Source organism: Afipia sp. GAS231 (assembly GCF_900103365.1).
Classification (GTDB): domain Bacteria; phylum Pseudomonadota; class Alphaproteobacteria; order Rhizobiales; family Xanthobacteraceae; genus Bradyrhizobium.
Window position 1 is genome coordinate 1,685,045 of sequence record NZ_LT629703.1, and the last position, 16,666, is coordinate 1,701,710.

16 protein-coding genes are annotated in these 16,666 nt (G+C 60.0%); 4 read left to right on the top strand and 12 right to left on the bottom strand.

From position 1 onward, the window contains the following. Positions 1-48: 48 nt before the first annotated feature. Positions 49-522: a hypothetical protein gene (locus BLS26_RS08030; RefSeq protein WP_092509958.1), complete on the top strand. Its 474-nt coding sequence runs from the start codon at positions 49-51 to the stop codon at positions 520-522. A gap of 157 nt (positions 523-679) precedes the next feature. Continuing rightward, positions 680-1,024: a hypothetical protein gene (locus tag BLS26_RS08035; protein WP_157676377.1), complete on the top strand. Its 345-nt coding sequence runs from the start codon at positions 680-682 to the stop codon at positions 1,022-1,024. A gap of 5 nt (positions 1,025-1,029) precedes the next feature. Here BLS26_RS08035 and BLS26_RS08040 read toward each other — a convergent pair whose 3' ends face one another. From BLS26_RS08040 to BLS26_RS08055, 4 genes are all read right to left on the bottom strand, one after another. Further along, positions 1,030-1,281: a hypothetical protein gene (locus BLS26_RS08040; RefSeq protein ID WP_092509962.1), complete on the bottom strand. Its 252-nt coding sequence runs from the start codon at positions 1,279-1,281 to the stop codon at positions 1,030-1,032. Between the two features lie 130 nt (positions 1,282-1,411). Beyond that, a complete protein-coding gene (locus BLS26_RS08045) occupies positions 1,412-2,101 on the bottom strand; it encodes a hypothetical protein (RefSeq protein WP_092509964.1) in 690 nt (229 codons plus the stop codon). 1,031 nt (positions 2,102-3,132) lie between these two features. Beyond that, a complete protein-coding gene (locus BLS26_RS08050; RefSeq protein WP_092509966.1) occupies positions 3,133-4,518 on the bottom strand; it encodes a transposase in 1,386 nt (461 codons plus the stop codon). 148 nt (positions 4,519-4,666) lie between these two features. Next, on the bottom strand, positions 4,667-5,392 hold the full coding sequence (locus BLS26_RS08055) for a haloacid dehalogenase type II (protein WP_092509968.1): 726 nt from the start codon (positions 5,390-5,392) through the stop codon (positions 4,667-4,669). A 280-nt stretch (positions 5,393-5,672) separates the two neighbouring features. Here BLS26_RS08055 and BLS26_RS08060 point away from each other — a divergent pair, with 280 nt between their 5' ends. Next, positions 5,673-7,112, top strand: a complete 1,440-nt coding sequence (locus BLS26_RS08060) for an FAD-binding oxidoreductase (RefSeq protein ID WP_092517795.1) — start codon at positions 5,673-5,675, stop codon at positions 7,110-7,112. 78 nt (positions 7,113-7,190) lie between these two features. Here the strand turns inward: BLS26_RS08060 and BLS26_RS08065 are convergent, their stop codons facing one another. The 7 genes from BLS26_RS08065 to BLS26_RS08095 form a co-directional block, all read right to left on the bottom strand. Beyond that, positions 7,191-8,207, bottom strand: a complete 1,017-nt coding sequence (locus BLS26_RS08065; protein WP_092509970.1) for a GTP-binding protein — start codon at positions 8,205-8,207, stop codon at positions 7,191-7,193. Beyond that, positions 8,204-9,781: an amidohydrolase family protein gene (locus BLS26_RS08070; RefSeq protein ID WP_092509972.1), complete on the bottom strand. Its 1,578-nt coding sequence runs from the start codon at positions 9,779-9,781 to the stop codon at positions 8,204-8,206. The genes BLS26_RS08065 and BLS26_RS08070 overlap by 4 nt, the downstream gene beginning before the upstream one ends. After that, entirely contained in the window at positions 9,771-10,727 is a 957-nt protein-coding gene (locus BLS26_RS08075; RefSeq protein WP_092509974.1) for a branched-chain amino acid ABC transporter permease, read from the bottom strand. The genes BLS26_RS08070 and BLS26_RS08075 overlap by 11 nt, the downstream gene beginning before the upstream one ends. Beyond that, positions 10,724-11,611: a branched-chain amino acid ABC transporter permease gene (locus BLS26_RS08080; protein ID WP_092509976.1), complete on the bottom strand. Its 888-nt coding sequence runs from the start codon at positions 11,609-11,611 to the stop codon at positions 10,724-10,726. Before BLS26_RS08080 ends, BLS26_RS08075 begins: the two co-directional genes overlap by 4 nt. 23 nt (positions 11,612-11,634) lie before the next feature. After that, positions 11,635-12,687 carry an ABC transporter substrate-binding protein gene (locus tag BLS26_RS08085; RefSeq protein WP_244541880.1) on the bottom strand — a complete coding sequence of 351 codons (1,053 nt, stop codon included), beginning with the start codon at positions 12,685-12,687 and terminating at the stop codon, positions 11,635-11,637. Positions 12,688-12,883: 196 nt separating this feature from the next. Continuing rightward, positions 12,884-13,618 (bottom strand): ABC transporter ATP-binding protein, encoded by a 735-nt coding sequence (locus BLS26_RS08090; RefSeq protein ID WP_092509981.1) that lies wholly within the window; start codon positions 13,616-13,618, stop codon positions 12,884-12,886. Then, on the bottom strand, positions 13,615-14,391 hold the full coding sequence (locus BLS26_RS08095; RefSeq protein ID WP_092509983.1) for an ABC transporter ATP-binding protein: 777 nt from the start codon (positions 14,389-14,391) through the stop codon (positions 13,615-13,617). The genes BLS26_RS08090 and BLS26_RS08095 overlap by 4 nt, the downstream gene beginning before the upstream one ends. Positions 14,392-14,593: 202 nt before the next feature. Here BLS26_RS08095 and BLS26_RS08100 point away from each other — a divergent pair, with 202 nt between their 5' ends. Next, positions 14,594-15,166, top strand: a complete 573-nt coding sequence (locus BLS26_RS08100; RefSeq protein WP_172804567.1) for a PAS and helix-turn-helix domain-containing protein — start codon at positions 14,594-14,596, stop codon at positions 15,164-15,166. 23 nt (positions 15,167-15,189) lie between these two features. Here the strand turns inward: BLS26_RS08100 and BLS26_RS08105 are convergent, their stop codons facing one another. Further along, on the bottom strand, positions 15,190-16,659 hold the full coding sequence (locus tag BLS26_RS08105) for an NAD-dependent succinate-semialdehyde dehydrogenase (RefSeq protein WP_092517797.1): 1,470 nt from the start codon (positions 16,657-16,659) through the stop codon (positions 15,190-15,192). Positions 16,660-16,666 lie beyond the last annotated feature (7 nt).

The following is a 16,666-nucleotide window of genomic DNA, read 5'->3' on the forward strand; positions in this document are numbered from 1 at the left end:
GGATTGGAGAATTCATCAACTGGCGCTGGTCCTACGCGGGAGGACATCATGTTGAGAATGGTTTTGCTAGGCATGCTGATCCCGTTGAGTATAGGCGTCTTGGCGGCAATGGAGCTCAGAACCCCGCCGCGCCGTGGAGCGGCGGTCAGTCAGCCCAGTGTCGAGACAGTCGCCATTTCCGATTCACTTGGGGCGCTGGCGAAGACTGATCGACTTAAAGTTACCTATGCGAGCACCGACACACCGGCACCGCCTCCTCAAGTCGATGACCGCATTTCTACATCGCAGACCGCCACTAGCAACGCACCGGAGACTTTGAGGCCAATCAACCGCCATCCGCTTGTTCCAAAATTGACGAAGGTCAATGCCGCTGCCCTACCCAAGTCGAGGCGAAGAACCGCCAATATCGGGCGAGCTGCCATCACCGAACGTCAAAAGGTTGGCACCGACACCATGCCTTGCCGGCTGAGCGCGTTTGGTGGTCTGCGTAAGGCCCTAGACTTGTCCGGCTGCGAGATTTGATTCGGCGAGCCGCGACGACAATGTCTCTTCTCTTTCGCTGGACCGGCCTGGTTGGTCCGGTTCGTGCCACACGGCGGACATTTGGCAGCCGAACTACGTTGCGAAGGCCAACGAAAAGCCGGACAACAGCCACGCAAGTGATCCCATCCCAGCAGGCATGGCCTCGTTCCAATCTCCAACTTTGACACATTTAGCAGCGAAGCTTACTGTCGAATCATCGGACGATGGTGCGCACGCGATGCCGCAAAATGAGTCCAATACATCCACTCCTGAACCGATCAAGGATGAAAAGCCCGTCGACGATTTCTTTGCGTCCAAGCTCGCTGACCGAATCCGAATAGACAATTGGCGCAGGAGACTGACTTTCATCCGGCAAGAAATTCTCGAAATCGCCGAGCAAGGTTCGCAACAAGGTTTTGTGGGCTTGAAACGGGAAACCGTGAAGCTCGCTAAATCAATTGAGCGATTAGAGGCCTTACTGGGCCTAAAAACGATTCAATAAGGCGCTCATCGCACTTCCTCTATTGTAAGCGCCGACCAACCAGATTGGTCGAGCTTCATTTCGGAGGGTACGAACTCCCATTGCGCGGCAAGGTGTCGGATCTGCTCGAACTTGAGGATCGTCGGCTCGCCTTCCCGAACGATTGTTGCTTGCTTGCGTTCTTCAGGTGGCAAAATCATCGCCCTCACCACCGCTGATCGCAGCTTCATAGTGCCGTGATTGCTAAGGGTTACGAACTCTTCCGGGTCTATTGTCATCGATACATACCCGAGCTACGGCTGGCTAAAAGCCAGCGCAGAAGCCCCCGAGTGCCCAATTTCAAGTGCAAGCCCGACGATTTAAGGTCTATTTACCTGCTACTCTCGGAACGTCTGCTATTCACGTAAGCTATTTGTCTGGCTTTTCTGCAACGTTGTATCCCCACATGAACAGGGCGGCCTCTATTTCTCGCGGACTCGCTCGGCATTCTTTTGCAACTTGCCAGATCAATTGCGATGCCCATCTCACCATCAAGGCATGGCAGCGATCTCTGGCTTGGCCAAACAAAACCGGAAAATGAATGCGCTTCGTCTCGGGAGAGCGCTTGGTCTCTCGATCTCGGGCGAACAGCAATTGATCGGCGAGATCATACTGGTGAATTTCCCGTTCTTCCGCAAATCTGGCAACGAAGAAGCCTAGCGCACCACCGATCCGACCGTCGTAAATCACAAGCTTCTGCTCCGGGTCAGCCAAGCTCACGATCTTTGTCATCGTCGAATTCATGATCAAATCTACGCCATCAAACGAATCCAGCGGCGCCCATTCATCCTTGATCAGATTGACTGCGCTGGAAAGCTTGTAGGAAACCTCATCCGCGTTACGCTCGATCCACTCAAATGTCCGCTTCTGTCGATGCTTATTGTCGACCCCACCCCAGTGCATTATCGCACGCAAAATGTAGCAGACATCCTTGCTGGAATTTCGGTAAATCGCGGATTGTAGATCAGCAGCAAGACGATCTGACTCGGCCTTGTTCTCAGAAAAGCTTTTCCCGTTCCGGGCATACTTCGATGCCGCATCGGCCAAACCGACTGCCATCCATTTGCCATCAACAGCTCGGGACCATGCCGACAATTTTCCTCTAGAAGGAATGGCATAGGAATGATGACGATTCCCCACCCATTCACGTGCGAGGAACTGGCAAAAGTCGCGTATTTGCTTCTGGTTATGCGATGACGCGTGCGCCCCCGAGGCTACGGCGTCATGCGCCCGCCAAACCGGACCATTTCGCGGCCCACGCGGACCCACAAATCGAGACGGTTCTGCCCTGATCCGCATTACCTTGCGGGACCGACGTTGATACGGACGAGTTCTGATAGCTGGGCCAAGAGCTCTCGGAGCCGGGTATTCTCCTCACGCAGCGAATAGACTTCATCGGTATGTACGTCACCACAAGGTGCCCGCCCATCCCCTCGAAGGGCATTATCCAGCAGCGAGAAAGCATCGTTGACAGGTTCGCTGGTCCAAAGAGAGGGTTCAACGCGGCGGCTTTGCCTGTGCGGCGAATGAGCTAATTCCATATCGACACTCCAATTTAAATGATTGAGCTTTCCTCCAGTCGCTTGTTCGCGCAGATCAAGTGATTTGAGTCGGCCGGCAAATCTTGGACGAAAATTGGAAACGCAGTGCGACAACGCCGGCTACAAAGCGGCGGCATTGCGGCACGGAGGGCGTTGGTAATCTTTTCGCTGCTTTCGCCCATCTCAACTTCGGCCGCTTCAGCTGCATGACATCGAATAGACTAAGCTTGAGCGCGGCTGACCGAACCGAGCAGAAAAGGGAAGCCTTAACCAGAATGAACCTCCCGAAGGCTTTGCGTACTACCGGGAATGTCGGTGACCGAATTCGGAAACTAGATGATGGAAGAAATCGGCCAGTGACTGACCCGCATCCGGGCGACGCGGGATTTCTAGTTTATCGGCCCAGCGGCAGAGTGACCGCCTTGCGCCGATTTTGTTGATTTAGTCGCCGCTTTGTTTCGGACTCCTCCGTTTTCAGGGTCATGGTCTATTTTTTGGGGTGTTGTCTCAGGATCGGGCCGGGCATCGGCGCCGATTTCTTTGGGGCCGTCACGCCGGCACGGGGCAAGCGGCTGGCATCGCTCGAAGCTTTGCGAGCTTCCTCAGATTCTGCGCCGTGGCCGCGAGTAGGAACTCGTCTCGCGCACCGCTCGGACCGCGCAGTCTAAGGCGACCGAGTCTAAGGATGCGCTTGAGATGGGCGAACAACATCTCGACCTTCTTCCGGCGATGTCGCGAACGCTCATAGGCCGGCGTGTTTGCCAAGCTTCGGGCAACATCCCGCGCATCTTCGTCGAGATCACGCGGCACTTTACGTTGTGGCGTGTTGGGACAGCACTTTGGCTTGAAGGCGCAGCCTTGGCAATCAGACTTGCTTGAGCGGTATAACCGCGTCCCTTCCTTGGTGATGCCCGAGCGCGGCGTCGCGAATGTCCGCCGGAACTGCACCAGCAGCTTGCCCTGCGGGCAGGTGTAATGGTTGCGTTCAGCATCGAACACGAAGTCGGATCGCGAGAAGGTCCCGTCGGTCCGGTTGGACTTGTCGAACACCGGAATATGCGGCTCGATCTGCCTCTCCTTGACCAGCCAGGCCAGGTTTGCGGCCGAGCCATAGGCGCTGTCAGCGGCAAGGTGCCGGGGCATTATGCCAAAGCGTCTGGCGGTTCGATCGATCATGGTACGTGAGGCGCCGACCTCCGCCTGGCGGATGGCTCGGCTGGCTTCGACGTCGAGAATGACAGCATTCTCAGTATCGATCAGATAGTTGGTGGCGTAGGCGAAGAAGGCGTGCCCCTTGTGGGCGCCGGTCCATTGCGCCGCCGGATCCGACGGTGAGACGAACTTCGGCTTCACCTCGCTGGCCGCACCGAAGGCAGCATCGTCCAGCGTTGCCAGATACTCGCGAACGGCCCTGCCGGCATCGGCGCCCAGACTTGCGATCGGCCACTGGTCGCCGGGAACGGACCGCTGCTTGTTGGCGTCGGCAGCGATCAGGCTCGCGTCCACCGCAAAGCCTTCGCCACCGACAAGACCCTCGCGAAGGCACCGCTCCACCACGGTCTCGAACAAATGCCGCAGCATATCGCTCTGCCGGAACCGACCATGCCGGTTGCGCGAGAATGTGGAGTGGTCCGGAACCCTGCCGTCGAGCCCGAGGTCACAAAACCAGCGATAGGCCAGGTTGAGATGGATCTCCTCGCACAGCCGCCGTTCGGACCGGATGCCCATGCAGTAGCCGACAATCAGCATCCGTATCATCAGTTCGGGATCAATCGAGGGGCGGCCGATGTTGCTGTAGAACGGCTTCAGCTCCGTGCGCACCTTCTCGAGGTCGAGGAACCGGTCAATGCGCCGGAGAAGGTGATGTTCGGGAACATGGTCGTCGAGGCAGAAATCGTAGAACAGCTGCGCAGGCGCCGTCTGCATCCCCATCATCGTCCCGCTCCTCCGCAAATCAATACGAGGATGGAATCACGCCAGCCAATGCCGATCAACGACAGACTAAATCAACAATATCCGCCAGGAGCGGTCGTTCGCCCTCGAGAGATAGTCTCCGAGCGGTCAAATAGGTCAACAGACGCCTTCACTTAAGCCGCAACTGCTCCTGATGTGACTTAACTAGGTCATGCATGCTGGTGAACTTGAAATCGAAGTGCGGCATCTGGCCAGGATTCATGGTCGCTCCGAAGCCCTCTTTGTCGTGCCGGCGATAGATCCAGCACGACTTCAGTCCGTGATCGTTTGCCGGCTTGTGATCGTGAAACATGCTTTCGGCCGTGTGCAGGATCTTCTCCTTACGGACGCCGATCTCTCCCATCTTCTCGATCATGTAGTCGAAATTGCGCGCTGAAGGCTTGTACGATCCGACGTCTTCCGCGGTGTAGATCGCGTCGAACTCGACCTGCAGCCTGCGATTGCTCGCCTGGAAGGTCTCGTTGTCCACGTTGGAAAGGATGACGAGCTTGAAATACTTCTTCAGATACTGCAGCGCGCCAGGAGTGTCCTCAAACGCAGGCCAGTTTCCAACCGACCGACCGTATTCGACGCAATCCTCGTGTGTTACGTGGACGCCCCACTCCTCAGCGAGACGCTTGTAGACGATCGGCAGCAAGTCCCGATATCGCTTGGCCGGCGTATAGCGCTGCTGGCTGGACTCGTGACGTGCGTGCGCCTCCAGTATCTGGTCGCGTGTGAGCGGTCGCTGCGCCCGATCGCTAAGGCCCTTCAGCGCCTCGAACATCCCGGTCTCCCAATCGATCAGCGTGCCATAACAGTCGAAGGTGAGTGCGTCGAAATCCGTGAGCAACATGTCGCTTTCTCCTCGTTTATTGGGTCAGACTATGCACGTCCGACGATAGGGTCGCAGGGCTTTAGACGGCACAGCACGCAGAGTTCACCGAATCCGCGTTTCTTGTCGGCACAATCTGCCGCGACGCTCCGCGACGAAGACGATCAATACAAAGCAGCAGCGGTGGGAACTGCCGAACATTCCGGCATTTCGGCATTGGCTTCTTCGATACTGGCGCCGAACAGCAAGCAATGCCGCGCGAATGGAGGAAGATGATCGGAAGACAACGCGGAGCAAGATCATGTTGCCGTCGGACCACGTTCAAGCCTTTCGTGACCTCCTGGGCGGCGCCGGCGTCGTCGACGACCAGCAGCGGCTCACGACCTACACAACGGATCAACGCCAGCTCTTCACCGGCTCGACGGTCGCGGTCCTGAAGCCGGCGACGACAAAGCAGGTCGCCGACGTCGTGCGGCTGGCGGTTCGGCTGGGCGTCGGGCTTGTCCCTCAGGGTGGCAACACGAGTTATTGCGGCGGCGCGACGCCGAACGCGTCGGGTGGCCAGGCCATCGTTAGTCTCGAGCGCATGGACACGATCAGAGAGGTTGATTCGCTCTCCATGAGCATCTCGGTCGACGCGGGCGCCATCCTGAAGAACGTGCAGGACGCTGCCGCGAGCGCAGGTCTGTTGCTGCCGCTCAGTCTCGGCGCGGAAGGAAGTTGCCGTATCGGCGGCAATATCGGGACGAACGCCGGTGGACTGTCCGTCGTTAGGTATGGAATGACCCGCGATCTGCTCCTCGGCATCGAGGCCGTTCTGCCGGACGGCACCATCGTCTCCGATATGCGCAAGTTGCGGAAAAACAATACCGGCTACGACGTCAAACAGTGCTTCGTGGGAAGCGAAGGAACCCTCGGAATCGTCACCGGCGCGGTCTTGCGTCTCGTCCCCTTGCCGGTACGACGCGCGACCGCCTGGCTGAAGCTCGCGAAAGACGCGGCCCTCGCGGAACTGCTCGCGCTGGTGCGGCACGAGTCCGGCGAACTGCTTACGACGTTCGAATTCATCTCCGCCCGGTCCATTGCGCTGGCGACGGGTGCCATGGCAAACCCACCTTCCGTCGATGCTGGCCCCGGGGGCGCGATTCTCGTCGAATTCGCCTCCTCCTCGCGTCATCTCGATCTCGACCACCTGATGGAAGCCGTCCTTTCCGAAGCGTTCGAATCCGGATGGGTCGAGGACGCCTATCTCGCGCAGAGCGGAGCCCAGCGTGCTGCCATGTGGGAACTGCGCGAGACGATCCCGGAGGGCGAAAAGCGGTGGGGCGGATCGGTCAAGCACGATATATCCGTGCCGCTGTCTTCCATTCAGCGCTTTCTGGACGTCGCCGGGGAGCAGGTACGGAACTATGACGCCGACCTCGAACTTTCCGTCTACGGTCATTTGGGCGACGGCAATCTGCACTACAATGTGCTGGCTCCCCAGGGTGCCGATCGGATCGAGTTCACGAGACTTATCGAAGGCAGCCTGTCGCTCCGCCTGTACGACACTGCCGCAGTGCTCGGAGGCACGTTCAGCGCCGAGCATGGCGTCGGCCGGTTCAAGAGGCATCTTTTGGAGAAATACGGAGACGCCGGCCGCGTCGCCGCAATGCGCCGCATCAAGACTGCCTTCGATCCGGAGAACATCATGAACACAGGGGCGGTGGTCAGCCTGTTCGAGCCTGAATCTGTCCGCTGACCCGTTGAGCGGATTCGCGAGTGGCCATGTACCGGATCCAAGCAACATTTCTTGTCATCCCTTTGCGCGATCTCCAGGTCAAGCTGCGCGCTTCGATGATTTCTTCACGACGGGCCTGACTTGGGCGGAGTAACCGGCCGAGAAATCCGTCAGGTCAGTCAAGTTGATGTCCCGCCCGATGATCACAAGGCCTCGTCTGACCGATGGATTCGACTCTATGCGGCGGGGCTCAGCGAACGTGGTGCCCACACCGTCAATCAGAACGGAATGGGACACGCCAACGACCCAAACGAGACCTTTGACGCGCAGCAATCTGTCGCCACAGCAACCGGCAAGATCCTCGAGCCAATCCCTCAGATCGGCCCAGGGAACGGCAGCGGACCATTCTGCGAGAAACACTCCCAACCGTGAATGGTCGGTGGCCGCAATCGCCTGGAACCGGCTCGACACTGCGGACGTGTCGACCTGACCTGGAACGAAGACGGCCCGGGCGCGAGCCTGTCGGTTGACCAGGGTGATGCGGGCTGCCGTCGGATTGAACTGCTTCACGACGAGTTCGGCGGCTCCGATTTGGTCAGCCCGGGCCCGATCGAGCTTCGTGACGACGATGGACCTGGCTGCGATCAGTTGCGCGGACCGGACCGGAAACATCGCGTCGTCCGTCATCGGGTCCAGGACATCCAGTGTCGAGACGATGCGCAACCGGTATTCGGTCCTGTCGTAGCGCATCAGCGAGCGCAGGATCGGGCCCGGCATCGCCAACCCGCTTGTCTCCAGGATGATGCGGCGGAACCCGCCGGCGCCGGATCGACGGCGTACCGCAAGCAACTCGTCGATAGCGGCATGTAGGTCGTCGCCGAGCGAGCAGCAGACACAACCGTTGCCCAGCAGCGTCATCGGCAGATCGCGTCGACCAGAAGAAACTATCGCGCCGTCGACGTTGATCTCGCCGGCTTCGTTCACGATCACGCCGGTGTCGGCCGACTCGGGCAGGGAAAGATAATCGCACAGCAACGTTGTCTTGCCGCTGCCGAGACTTCCGGTAAGGAGGACGAATTCCGGGACGGCTTCTCGGAGTGCGCCATTCGTGGTCACGCCGCCCTCCGTCGAGCTTCGACCATTTCCTCGACGTCGCGCAGCAATTCGGCGGGATCGAGCACCGCGCCCTCCTTGATGACGGTCGAGATGCTACGCTTCCATGTTATCGAGGCGGTCGGATCGTCGAGGCGCATGGCGCCGGTGCCGTAGAGCAGCTTGAAGTCGTTGAGCGGATTCTCGTCGTGGACGAGGATATCGGCCAGCTTCCCGACCTCAAGCGTTCCGACGTCCTCTTCGATACCAAGGAGCTCCGCGCCCCATGCGGTTGCGGCCCGCAACACCTCCAGGGGAGTGAAGCCAGCCTCCTGCAGAAGCTCGAGCTCGCGCACGAAGCCGAACCCATAAGTCTGGAACATGAATCCGGAATCCGAACCGACGCAGACGCGCCCGCCGAGGTTCTTGTAGTCGTTGACGAACCTCATCCACAGCCTGAACGTCTCGCGCCACTCGACCTCGTTGGTCGTGGACCAGCGGTACCAATAGGCACCGTGCCCGCCGCGCTGCGGCTGGAAGTAGGCCCAGAGGGTCGGATCGGTGAACCTTTCGTGCCAATCCGCGCGCCGCGTTCGCATTAGATCGCGATTGCCGTCGTATACGTTGAAGGTAGGCACGAAGGTGTGACCGGCCGCAAGGAAGGCATGAAGCACCTCATTCCACTTCTCCGAACCTGGCTTGGCCGCCTGAAGGAATGTCTGCCCTGCCGCAGAGAATCTGAGGTACTCGTCGTTATAGTCATATTCCGGCGGGAACACCTGCAGGGTCTGACCGTCCAGGAGCGCCTCGGGAATTCCGTAGGAATGTTCCGTGCTCGATAGTCCCCATTGGGCGGTCCTCAACGAGTTCATGCGGCCGACCGCCAGTTGTGCATGATGGCAACATGTGCGCAGGCCGAGGCTTCGGCATTGCTCCAATGCGGCTTTCATCATCGCCGGTGGAGCGCCGAAGAACTTGATGCCGTCCGCTCCTCGCACCTTGACGGCCTGCAGCCACGCGCGCGCGTCCTCCGGAGTATGGATCGTCTTCACGTAGTCGTTGGTACCGGGAAAAGGGGCGTAGGCCAGAATTCGGGGAGCATCGATCCGGTGATCTGCGGCGGCCTGCTTCTGCTGCAGCGTCCACTCCAGGCCATTGAAGCAACCGGTTTCTCGGACCGTCGTAACGCCGTGCGCCAGCCAAAGCTTGTAGACGTAGTCGGCGCTCGGCATGGGTCCGTTCTCGGCATGGAACGGTGCGCCGATGTGGGCGTGGCAGTCCACCAGTCCGGGAGTCAGGAATTTTCCGGTGCAGTCTATCTCGAAATCACCGGGCCCCGGACGCCGATCCGGATTGATCGGCAGCTTCGGCGTACCTACCTTCTTGAGTGCCGTTATTCGACCGCCTTCGACGACCAGGTCGGCCGGGCCCCACGGAGGGGCTCCCGTCCCGTCGATGATGGACGCGCCGCGCAGCACAAGGCGTTTGAATGGTCCCCGCCCGCGACTCCGCGAAGTCGCCGCCTCGACCCGAGGCAGGCCTCCGGCGGCGAACATCTTGGCGAACTCCTCGCCTGCGTTCTCCAAATCAGATTGCATCGTCCAGTACCGTTTTTTGTCCGTGAGAGGGATCTTGAACCGGGCGCGGCCCGCGCAGACCGGAGTGCTCGTTGGTCATGCCGAAGGCACCCTCAGGCCGCAGTTGCATGATGACGACCAAGGTAACGGCGATGGCAAATTCGCGAAGGGATGCGATCTGCACGGCGTCGAGTCCTGGGATCACAGCGGCGAGGAAGCGGGTTGCCTCCAGCAGGGCGACCAGTGCGATGGAGCCGACCACCGCGCCGGCGAGGCGCGTGTAACCGCCGACCGTGACTGCAAGAAAGATGTAGATCGTCAATTGGACGATGAAGACATCCGGAGCGATGAAACTCGTAAAGTGCGCGTAAAGTGCCCCTGCCAGTCCAGAGAGCGCTGCACCCATTCCGAACGCTTGAAGTTTGAGACGGAGCACCGACTTGCCTGCGACTGCAGCGACCTGTTCGTCGTCCCGCACGGCGCGCAACGCCCGACCGAACGGGCTTCTCAGGAGCCAGTTGAGCAGAAAGGCCGCGAGGCCGACGAGCGCCCAAGTTAGAATGAGATAAAAAAGCGGAAAGGAGTCCCCAAGATAGCCTTTGAGCGGAGCGACAATTCCGGAAATGCCGTCGCTCCCCTTGGTCAGCCACTTTTCGTTCGTTTCCACCAGCCGCAGAATCTCCGCAAATCCGAGGGTTACGATCGCGAGGTAATCGCCACGCAGATTTCGCACGACCAGACAGAGTGCCACGCCTACCGCCCCGGACACGGCGGCAGCCGCGATCCAGTCAAGCCATAGTGGAAAGCCCGCTCCCGACAGCAGCGCCGATGTGTAGGCGCCCAGCCCCACGAACCCGACAAGGCCGAGGTTCACCAGCCCCCCCTGTCCCCACGCCATGACCAGGCCGAGGGATAGCAAAGCGTAGAACCCGGCGATCGTGCCGGAGAAAATGAGATACGAGATCATTTTCTCACTCCCGAAGCACCGGAGAAGATCCCGCCCGGCCGCGCAAGCAAGGTAATAAGGATCGCAACGAAGGCGGTCACGGACTGGTAGACCGGCGGTAGCACCAGAAGGCCTAGCTCTCCGATCACTCCCATCAGCAGAGCACCGGCAACCGCTCCTCCCAGGCTTGTCAGGCCTCCGACGACGCTGCCGGCGAAGATCAAAAGGATCAACCTGGATCCCGTCGAAGGATCGACGCTGGTATCGATCGCGAGAAGCGCGCCGCCGACGCCGGCTAGCCCCATTCCGATGAAGGTGGCGAGATTGGCGAGACGAACGGGCTCGATCCCCTTCAGCCGCGCCAGATCGACGTTGTCGGCAACCGCCCTCATCGCCTTTCCGAGCCGGGTCAGCGAAAAGAACAAGGCAAGCAGGACTGCCAAGCCGACCGCTATCTCGAGGTTGTGCAACTGCTGAAGACCGACACGGACGCCCGCAATCTTCATGTCGCGCGCAATCGGCATGTCGAAGCTGTTTAGGCCGCTTCCGAAGGAGAACCGATATGCGCTCTCCAAGGCCATATTCAACGCGATCGAAACCACCGCCACCATCAATGGCGTCTGCGCGGTCGGATTGCGTCGGATCGGCGCGAGTGCGACGCGGTCCGTGAGGACACCCAGCGCGCCGGCGACGACAAAGGCGACCAACAAGACCGGAACCAGTGGCAGATGCAGGGCCGTATTTGCCAGCCAGCCCGCGTACGCGCCGGCCGTCAATTGGGCAGCGATGCTGAAATTGACGAAACCCAGCACGCTGAAGATCAAGGTCAGCCCAAGCGCCGGCAACGCGATGAGCGCGCCGACGATCAGTCCGTTCACGAGATACTGCAGCAGGTCGGTCAGCATGGCTTCGCCTCCAGCTACTTACGTCAACCGACCTTGCGGACAACGAGCTTGCCGTCCTCAACCTGCTCATAACGGAAGAACACACCCTTCACGTCGCCGTTGTCGGCGAACTCAAGGGGACCGCTCGGTCCATCGTAGTTCACGCGACCACCGCCGCCGACCAGCTTCAATGCCTCGGTCGCGTCATTCGTCTGTTTGCCTTCACTGTCCTGGGAGATGGCACGCAGATTGTCGCGGACCGCCGTACCATCTGCCTGACTGGACGAAGCGCGAGCGAGCGCCAGCGAGGCCAGCACGACGTGATCGTAGACCTGGCAGGAATAGCTATCGAGGGAGGTCCGCTTCATCTTAGCGATCAGCCGCTTGTAGGCGTCGGAATTCTCCGATGCGGAGGGAATAAGCGAATAAGCACCTTCTGAAACCTCCGCGGGAATCGCCTTCGTGAGCGCATCGTTGATCCCGAACGAGAAGCCGACCTTCTTGCCGGTGAACCCTGCACGGTACAGATCCTTCAGCACGACCGACGTGTCAGGCACGTAACCGCCGAGCACGATGACGTCCGGCGATTCCTTCAGCGCCTGATCGACCTCGGAGCGGTAACTCGACTTCTTGTCCTCATAGACCAGCCCGCTGCCCGCCCCGCCGGCCGTCTTGAATATCCCGGAAATGATCTCGATGTACGTTTGCGCGAATGGCGTTTGAGGCCCGAGGAAGAACATCTTCTTGGCGCCTAATTCGACCGCGAAATTGCCAACGCGGGTGCCTTGCAAGGTGACGGTCGGCGAGGTCCTGAAAATGTAGCCCTGATGCGGTAGCTTGGTGATGCTGTCAGCCCCCGAGGACGTGAACAGGACCGTCTTGCCTTCCCAGCAGAGCGGCGCGATCGCCGAAGTCACAGCCGAGGCGTAAGAGCCACCGATCGCGACCACTTTGTCCACGTCGATCAGTTTGTGAGCAGCCCGTACGGCGGCCTCCGGACTGCTCTGGTCATCTTCGATGACGATCTGAACAGGCCGGCCCCGTACGCCGCCCGCGGAATTGATCTCGGTCTCGGCGATCTTGGCCGCCTGCCCCATCGTCGCGCCGAACTGACTGGTTGCGCCCGTCAGGGGAATGATGAGCCCGATCCGGATCGGATCGCCCTGCTGCGCCCAGGACCGTGAAAGACTCGACGAGAGCATGAGCCCGCTCGCTCCGAGGCCCGCCCGCAGGAAATTCCTTCTATCCATATTCGACATGTTCGACTCCTCAATTTAGGTCAAATGCTGCAGTTCAAACGTGGTGTGCGGCCGCCGGCGCCGCGCGTCCCAAAAACAGGTGCCGGATTTCGTCGTCCCGGAGGACCGTGTCGGCTGTATCGTCGCGAACCTTCTTTCCAGCCACCAGAACGACGCCGCGCGTTCCGTACTCCAAGGCCAAAAGCGCGTTCTGCTCGACCATGAGGATCGCAAGCCCGCTGGATGCCAGTTCGCGAATCAGCACGAAGATCTCCTTTGCGGCTGCGGGCGAGAGACCCGCAGTTGGTTCGTCAAGAAGAAGCACTTTCGGATTGGTCATCAGCGCGATCGCGACTGCGAGAACCTGGCGTTGTCCACCCGAAAGATTGCCGGCCTTTTCACGAAGCCTTCCACGGAGAATGGGGAAGCGGGAAAGCTGCTCTTCGATCCGGCTCTTCAATCCCGATCGCAGCAGATAGCCGCCCATCTCCAGGTTCTCCTGAACCGTGAGGCTGCCGAAGACGTTGCGTTCTTGCGGGACGAAACTGACGCCACGCTCGCAGGCCGCAAGAGCGTCTCCGGGCAGAAGCGCGGCATCGTCGACCGAGACTTGGCCGGTGCGCTTCGAAAGTAGACCGGCCAGCAGCTTTAAGAACGTCGACTTGCCGGCGCCGTTCGGGCCGATGATAACCGCCAGCTCCTTCGGGCCCACGGTCAGATCCACTCCCTTCACGATCAACTCGGCGGTCGCATATCCGCCGCAGACGCCGCTTGCATTGAGAGTCGTCATGAGAGCTGCACTCCCAGATAGCACTCCTGGACGCGGCGGTCGGCCGTGACCTCGTCGAAACTGCCCCTCATGAGAAATTTGCCTTCGGCCATGACCACGACGTCGTCGCAGAGCCGCTCGATGAGTTCCATCTCGTGCTCGATGAGCAGGATGGTCACGCCGGATTCGCTGATCATCGCGAGCTGGTCGGCGATCTCGCCAACCAGTGTGGGATTCACCCCTGCCATCGGCTCGTCGAGCAGGACCATCTTGGGATCCGCGAGAAGCACCCGGCCGATCTCCAACAGCTTCTTCTGGCCCCCCGAAAGGTCGGTGACGAGATTGTCGAGGACGTGGTCGAGGCGCAGGCGCCTGGCGACCTCGTACGCCCGTTCGCGCAGCGCTTGCTCCTGACGGCGGATTAGGCCGGGGTGCATCAGCGCGTGAAAGACCCCCTCACCGGTCTGCCACGGACCGTACAGCATCAGATGCTCGAAAACCGTCATCCGCGGACAGCCGCGCGCAAGCTGGAACGACCGAACCAGACCGGATCGTGAGACGATTTCAGGGCGTTTGCGCGCAATGTCGAGGCCGTCGAAACGCACGGCACCTTCGAAGCCGTCGACAAGACCTGAGATGCAATTGAAAACCGTCGTCTTGCCGGCGCCGTTTGGACCGATCAGGCCGGTGATGATGCCGGGTTTGACGGAGAAGCTCGCACCGTCAAGGGCGCGGACACCACCGAAGCTCGCCCTGATATCGTTCACCTCAAGCAATGCCGCTGTCGTTGGCATCGATCCACCTCACCATGACGTCCTACCGGACGGATGAAAGGGCCCCGGCCCATCGTCACGCCGCGCCCACCGGTTTTTCCCGGCGTCATTTTTGCTGTTTCCACCCGCCACCTATTGGCATAGGTTAATAGGACGTAGACACTTAATGCTATAGGTGCTGAACACTTAAGTGTCTGAGACGCCCGAGACCGGGGGAATGCTAATGAGAAACGCCATTACCGCAGAGATCGACTACCGTCGCGCGTTCCAGGATGCGCCGGTGGGACAAGCCATCGCGAGCAACCGAGTGATAAAAGCCTGCAACAAGGCGTTCGCCGATATTTTCCGCGGCAAGCCGGCCAAATTCACTGGAACGACTTTCGAGCGGCTGTATCCGACGCATACCCATTATGAAAGCGCCGGCTTGCGCGTCGGGACGATGCTCGCGAGGGATCGCGTTTTCTCTGACGATCGGGTTATGCGTCGTCTCGATGGTGAACTTTTCTGGGTTCATGTGCGCGGCTTCACTTACACGCCCAAGGATCCACACCGTAATACGCTGTGGGTGTTCACCGAACTTTCCAGCCGACAGCCGAAGAATCTCACGATCCGTGGATCGCTGACGCCACGGGAGCGCGACATCGCGGCGCTGCTGATCGAGGGAAAGACCGGAAAGGAAGCCGCCCTCGCGCTCGGCATAAGTCCCAGAACGGTCGACATCTACAAAACGCGCCTTCTGCGCAAGTACAGCGTGACGAACACACCCGACCTGGTTCAAAGGCTTCTGACCGGCTAGGCGGCAGTCGGAATTATTATGCCTCAACGTGCGGTCAGTCCTCCGATGTGAAAGGCCTTGATCTCCAAATATTCCTCGATGCCGAACTTGGATCCTTCACGTCCGATCCCGGACTGCTTGATGCCGCCGAAGGGCGCCACCTCAAGCGAGACCGAGCCAGTGTTCAGACCGACCATGCCGAACTCAAGTCTTTCCGCTACGCGCCAAGAGCGGTTGAGGTTGGACGTGTAGAAATACGATGCCAGCCCGTAGGGTGTCGCGTTGGCGATCTGGATCGCCTCTTCCTCGTGCTTGAACCGGAACAGGGGAGCAACCGGACCGAAGGTTTCTTCGTTTGCCAACTGCATGCTCGCGGTAGCGTTCGACAGCACGGTGGGCTCGACGAACTGATCTTTCGATCCAGTCTTTCCGCCGAGCATTATCGCGGCTCCGTTGGCCAGGGCATCATCGATGTGACGACGCACCTTGTCTACGGCGGCCCGGTTGATTAGCGGGCCAATCGTGACGCCCTCGCGCAGCCCGCTGCCCACCACGAGCTTCGAAATCTCCGCCAGCAGTCGGTCGGCGAACTTCTCGTAGATTCCGTCCTGCACGAGCACCCGGTTTGCGCAGACGCAGGTTTGACCACCATTGCGAAACTTGCTCACCATCAACCCAGCCACGGCAAGCTCGACGTCGGCATCGTCGAATACGATGAAGGGAGCGTTGCCTCCCAGTTCGAAGCTCACACGCTTGATCGTGCTGGCCGACTGCTGCATCAGAAGTTGTCCGACGCGAGTGGATCCGGTGAACGAGAGCTTGCGGACAGAGGGATTTGACGTGAGCTCCGCCCCGATCGCCTGCGGCATTCCGGTCACGACCGAGACCACTCCCTTCGGAATACCAGCCCGCTCGGCGAGTACAGCCAACGCCAGGGCGGAGAACGGGGTAAGTTCGGAGGGCTTGGCGATGATGGGGCAGCCTGCGGCGAGAGCCGGACCTGCCTTCCGAGTGATCATCGCGTTCGGAAAATTCCACGGAGTTATCGCAGCAGAAACCCCAACGGGCTCCTTCAGAACGAGGATACGGCGGTCCGCGGTCGGCGCCGGGATGGTATCGCCATAGAGTCGGCGCGCCTCTTCCGCGAACCACTTGATGAAGCCCGCGCCATAGCGAATCTCCCCGACTGATTCCGCGATCGGCTTGCCCTGCTCCATTGTCATAATCAGGGAGAGATCGTCGATGTTTTCGAGTATCAACCGGCACCACTCCTCGAGCAGACGACCTCGTTCGCTGCTCGGAAGGGAGCGCCAGGCCGGCCAAGCTTCCTCGGCCGCCTTGACGGCGCGTCTGGTCTCTTCGGCACCAAGCGCCGGTACGATCCCGATCTCGGCACCGGTCGCCGGATCTGTAACGGCGATGGTGGCGCCGTCGTCAGCATCGACCCATGCGCCAGCGACGAATGCCTGCTGACGGAAGAGGCGCGGATCTTTCAAACGCTCGCTTAGTGACATGGAGGCC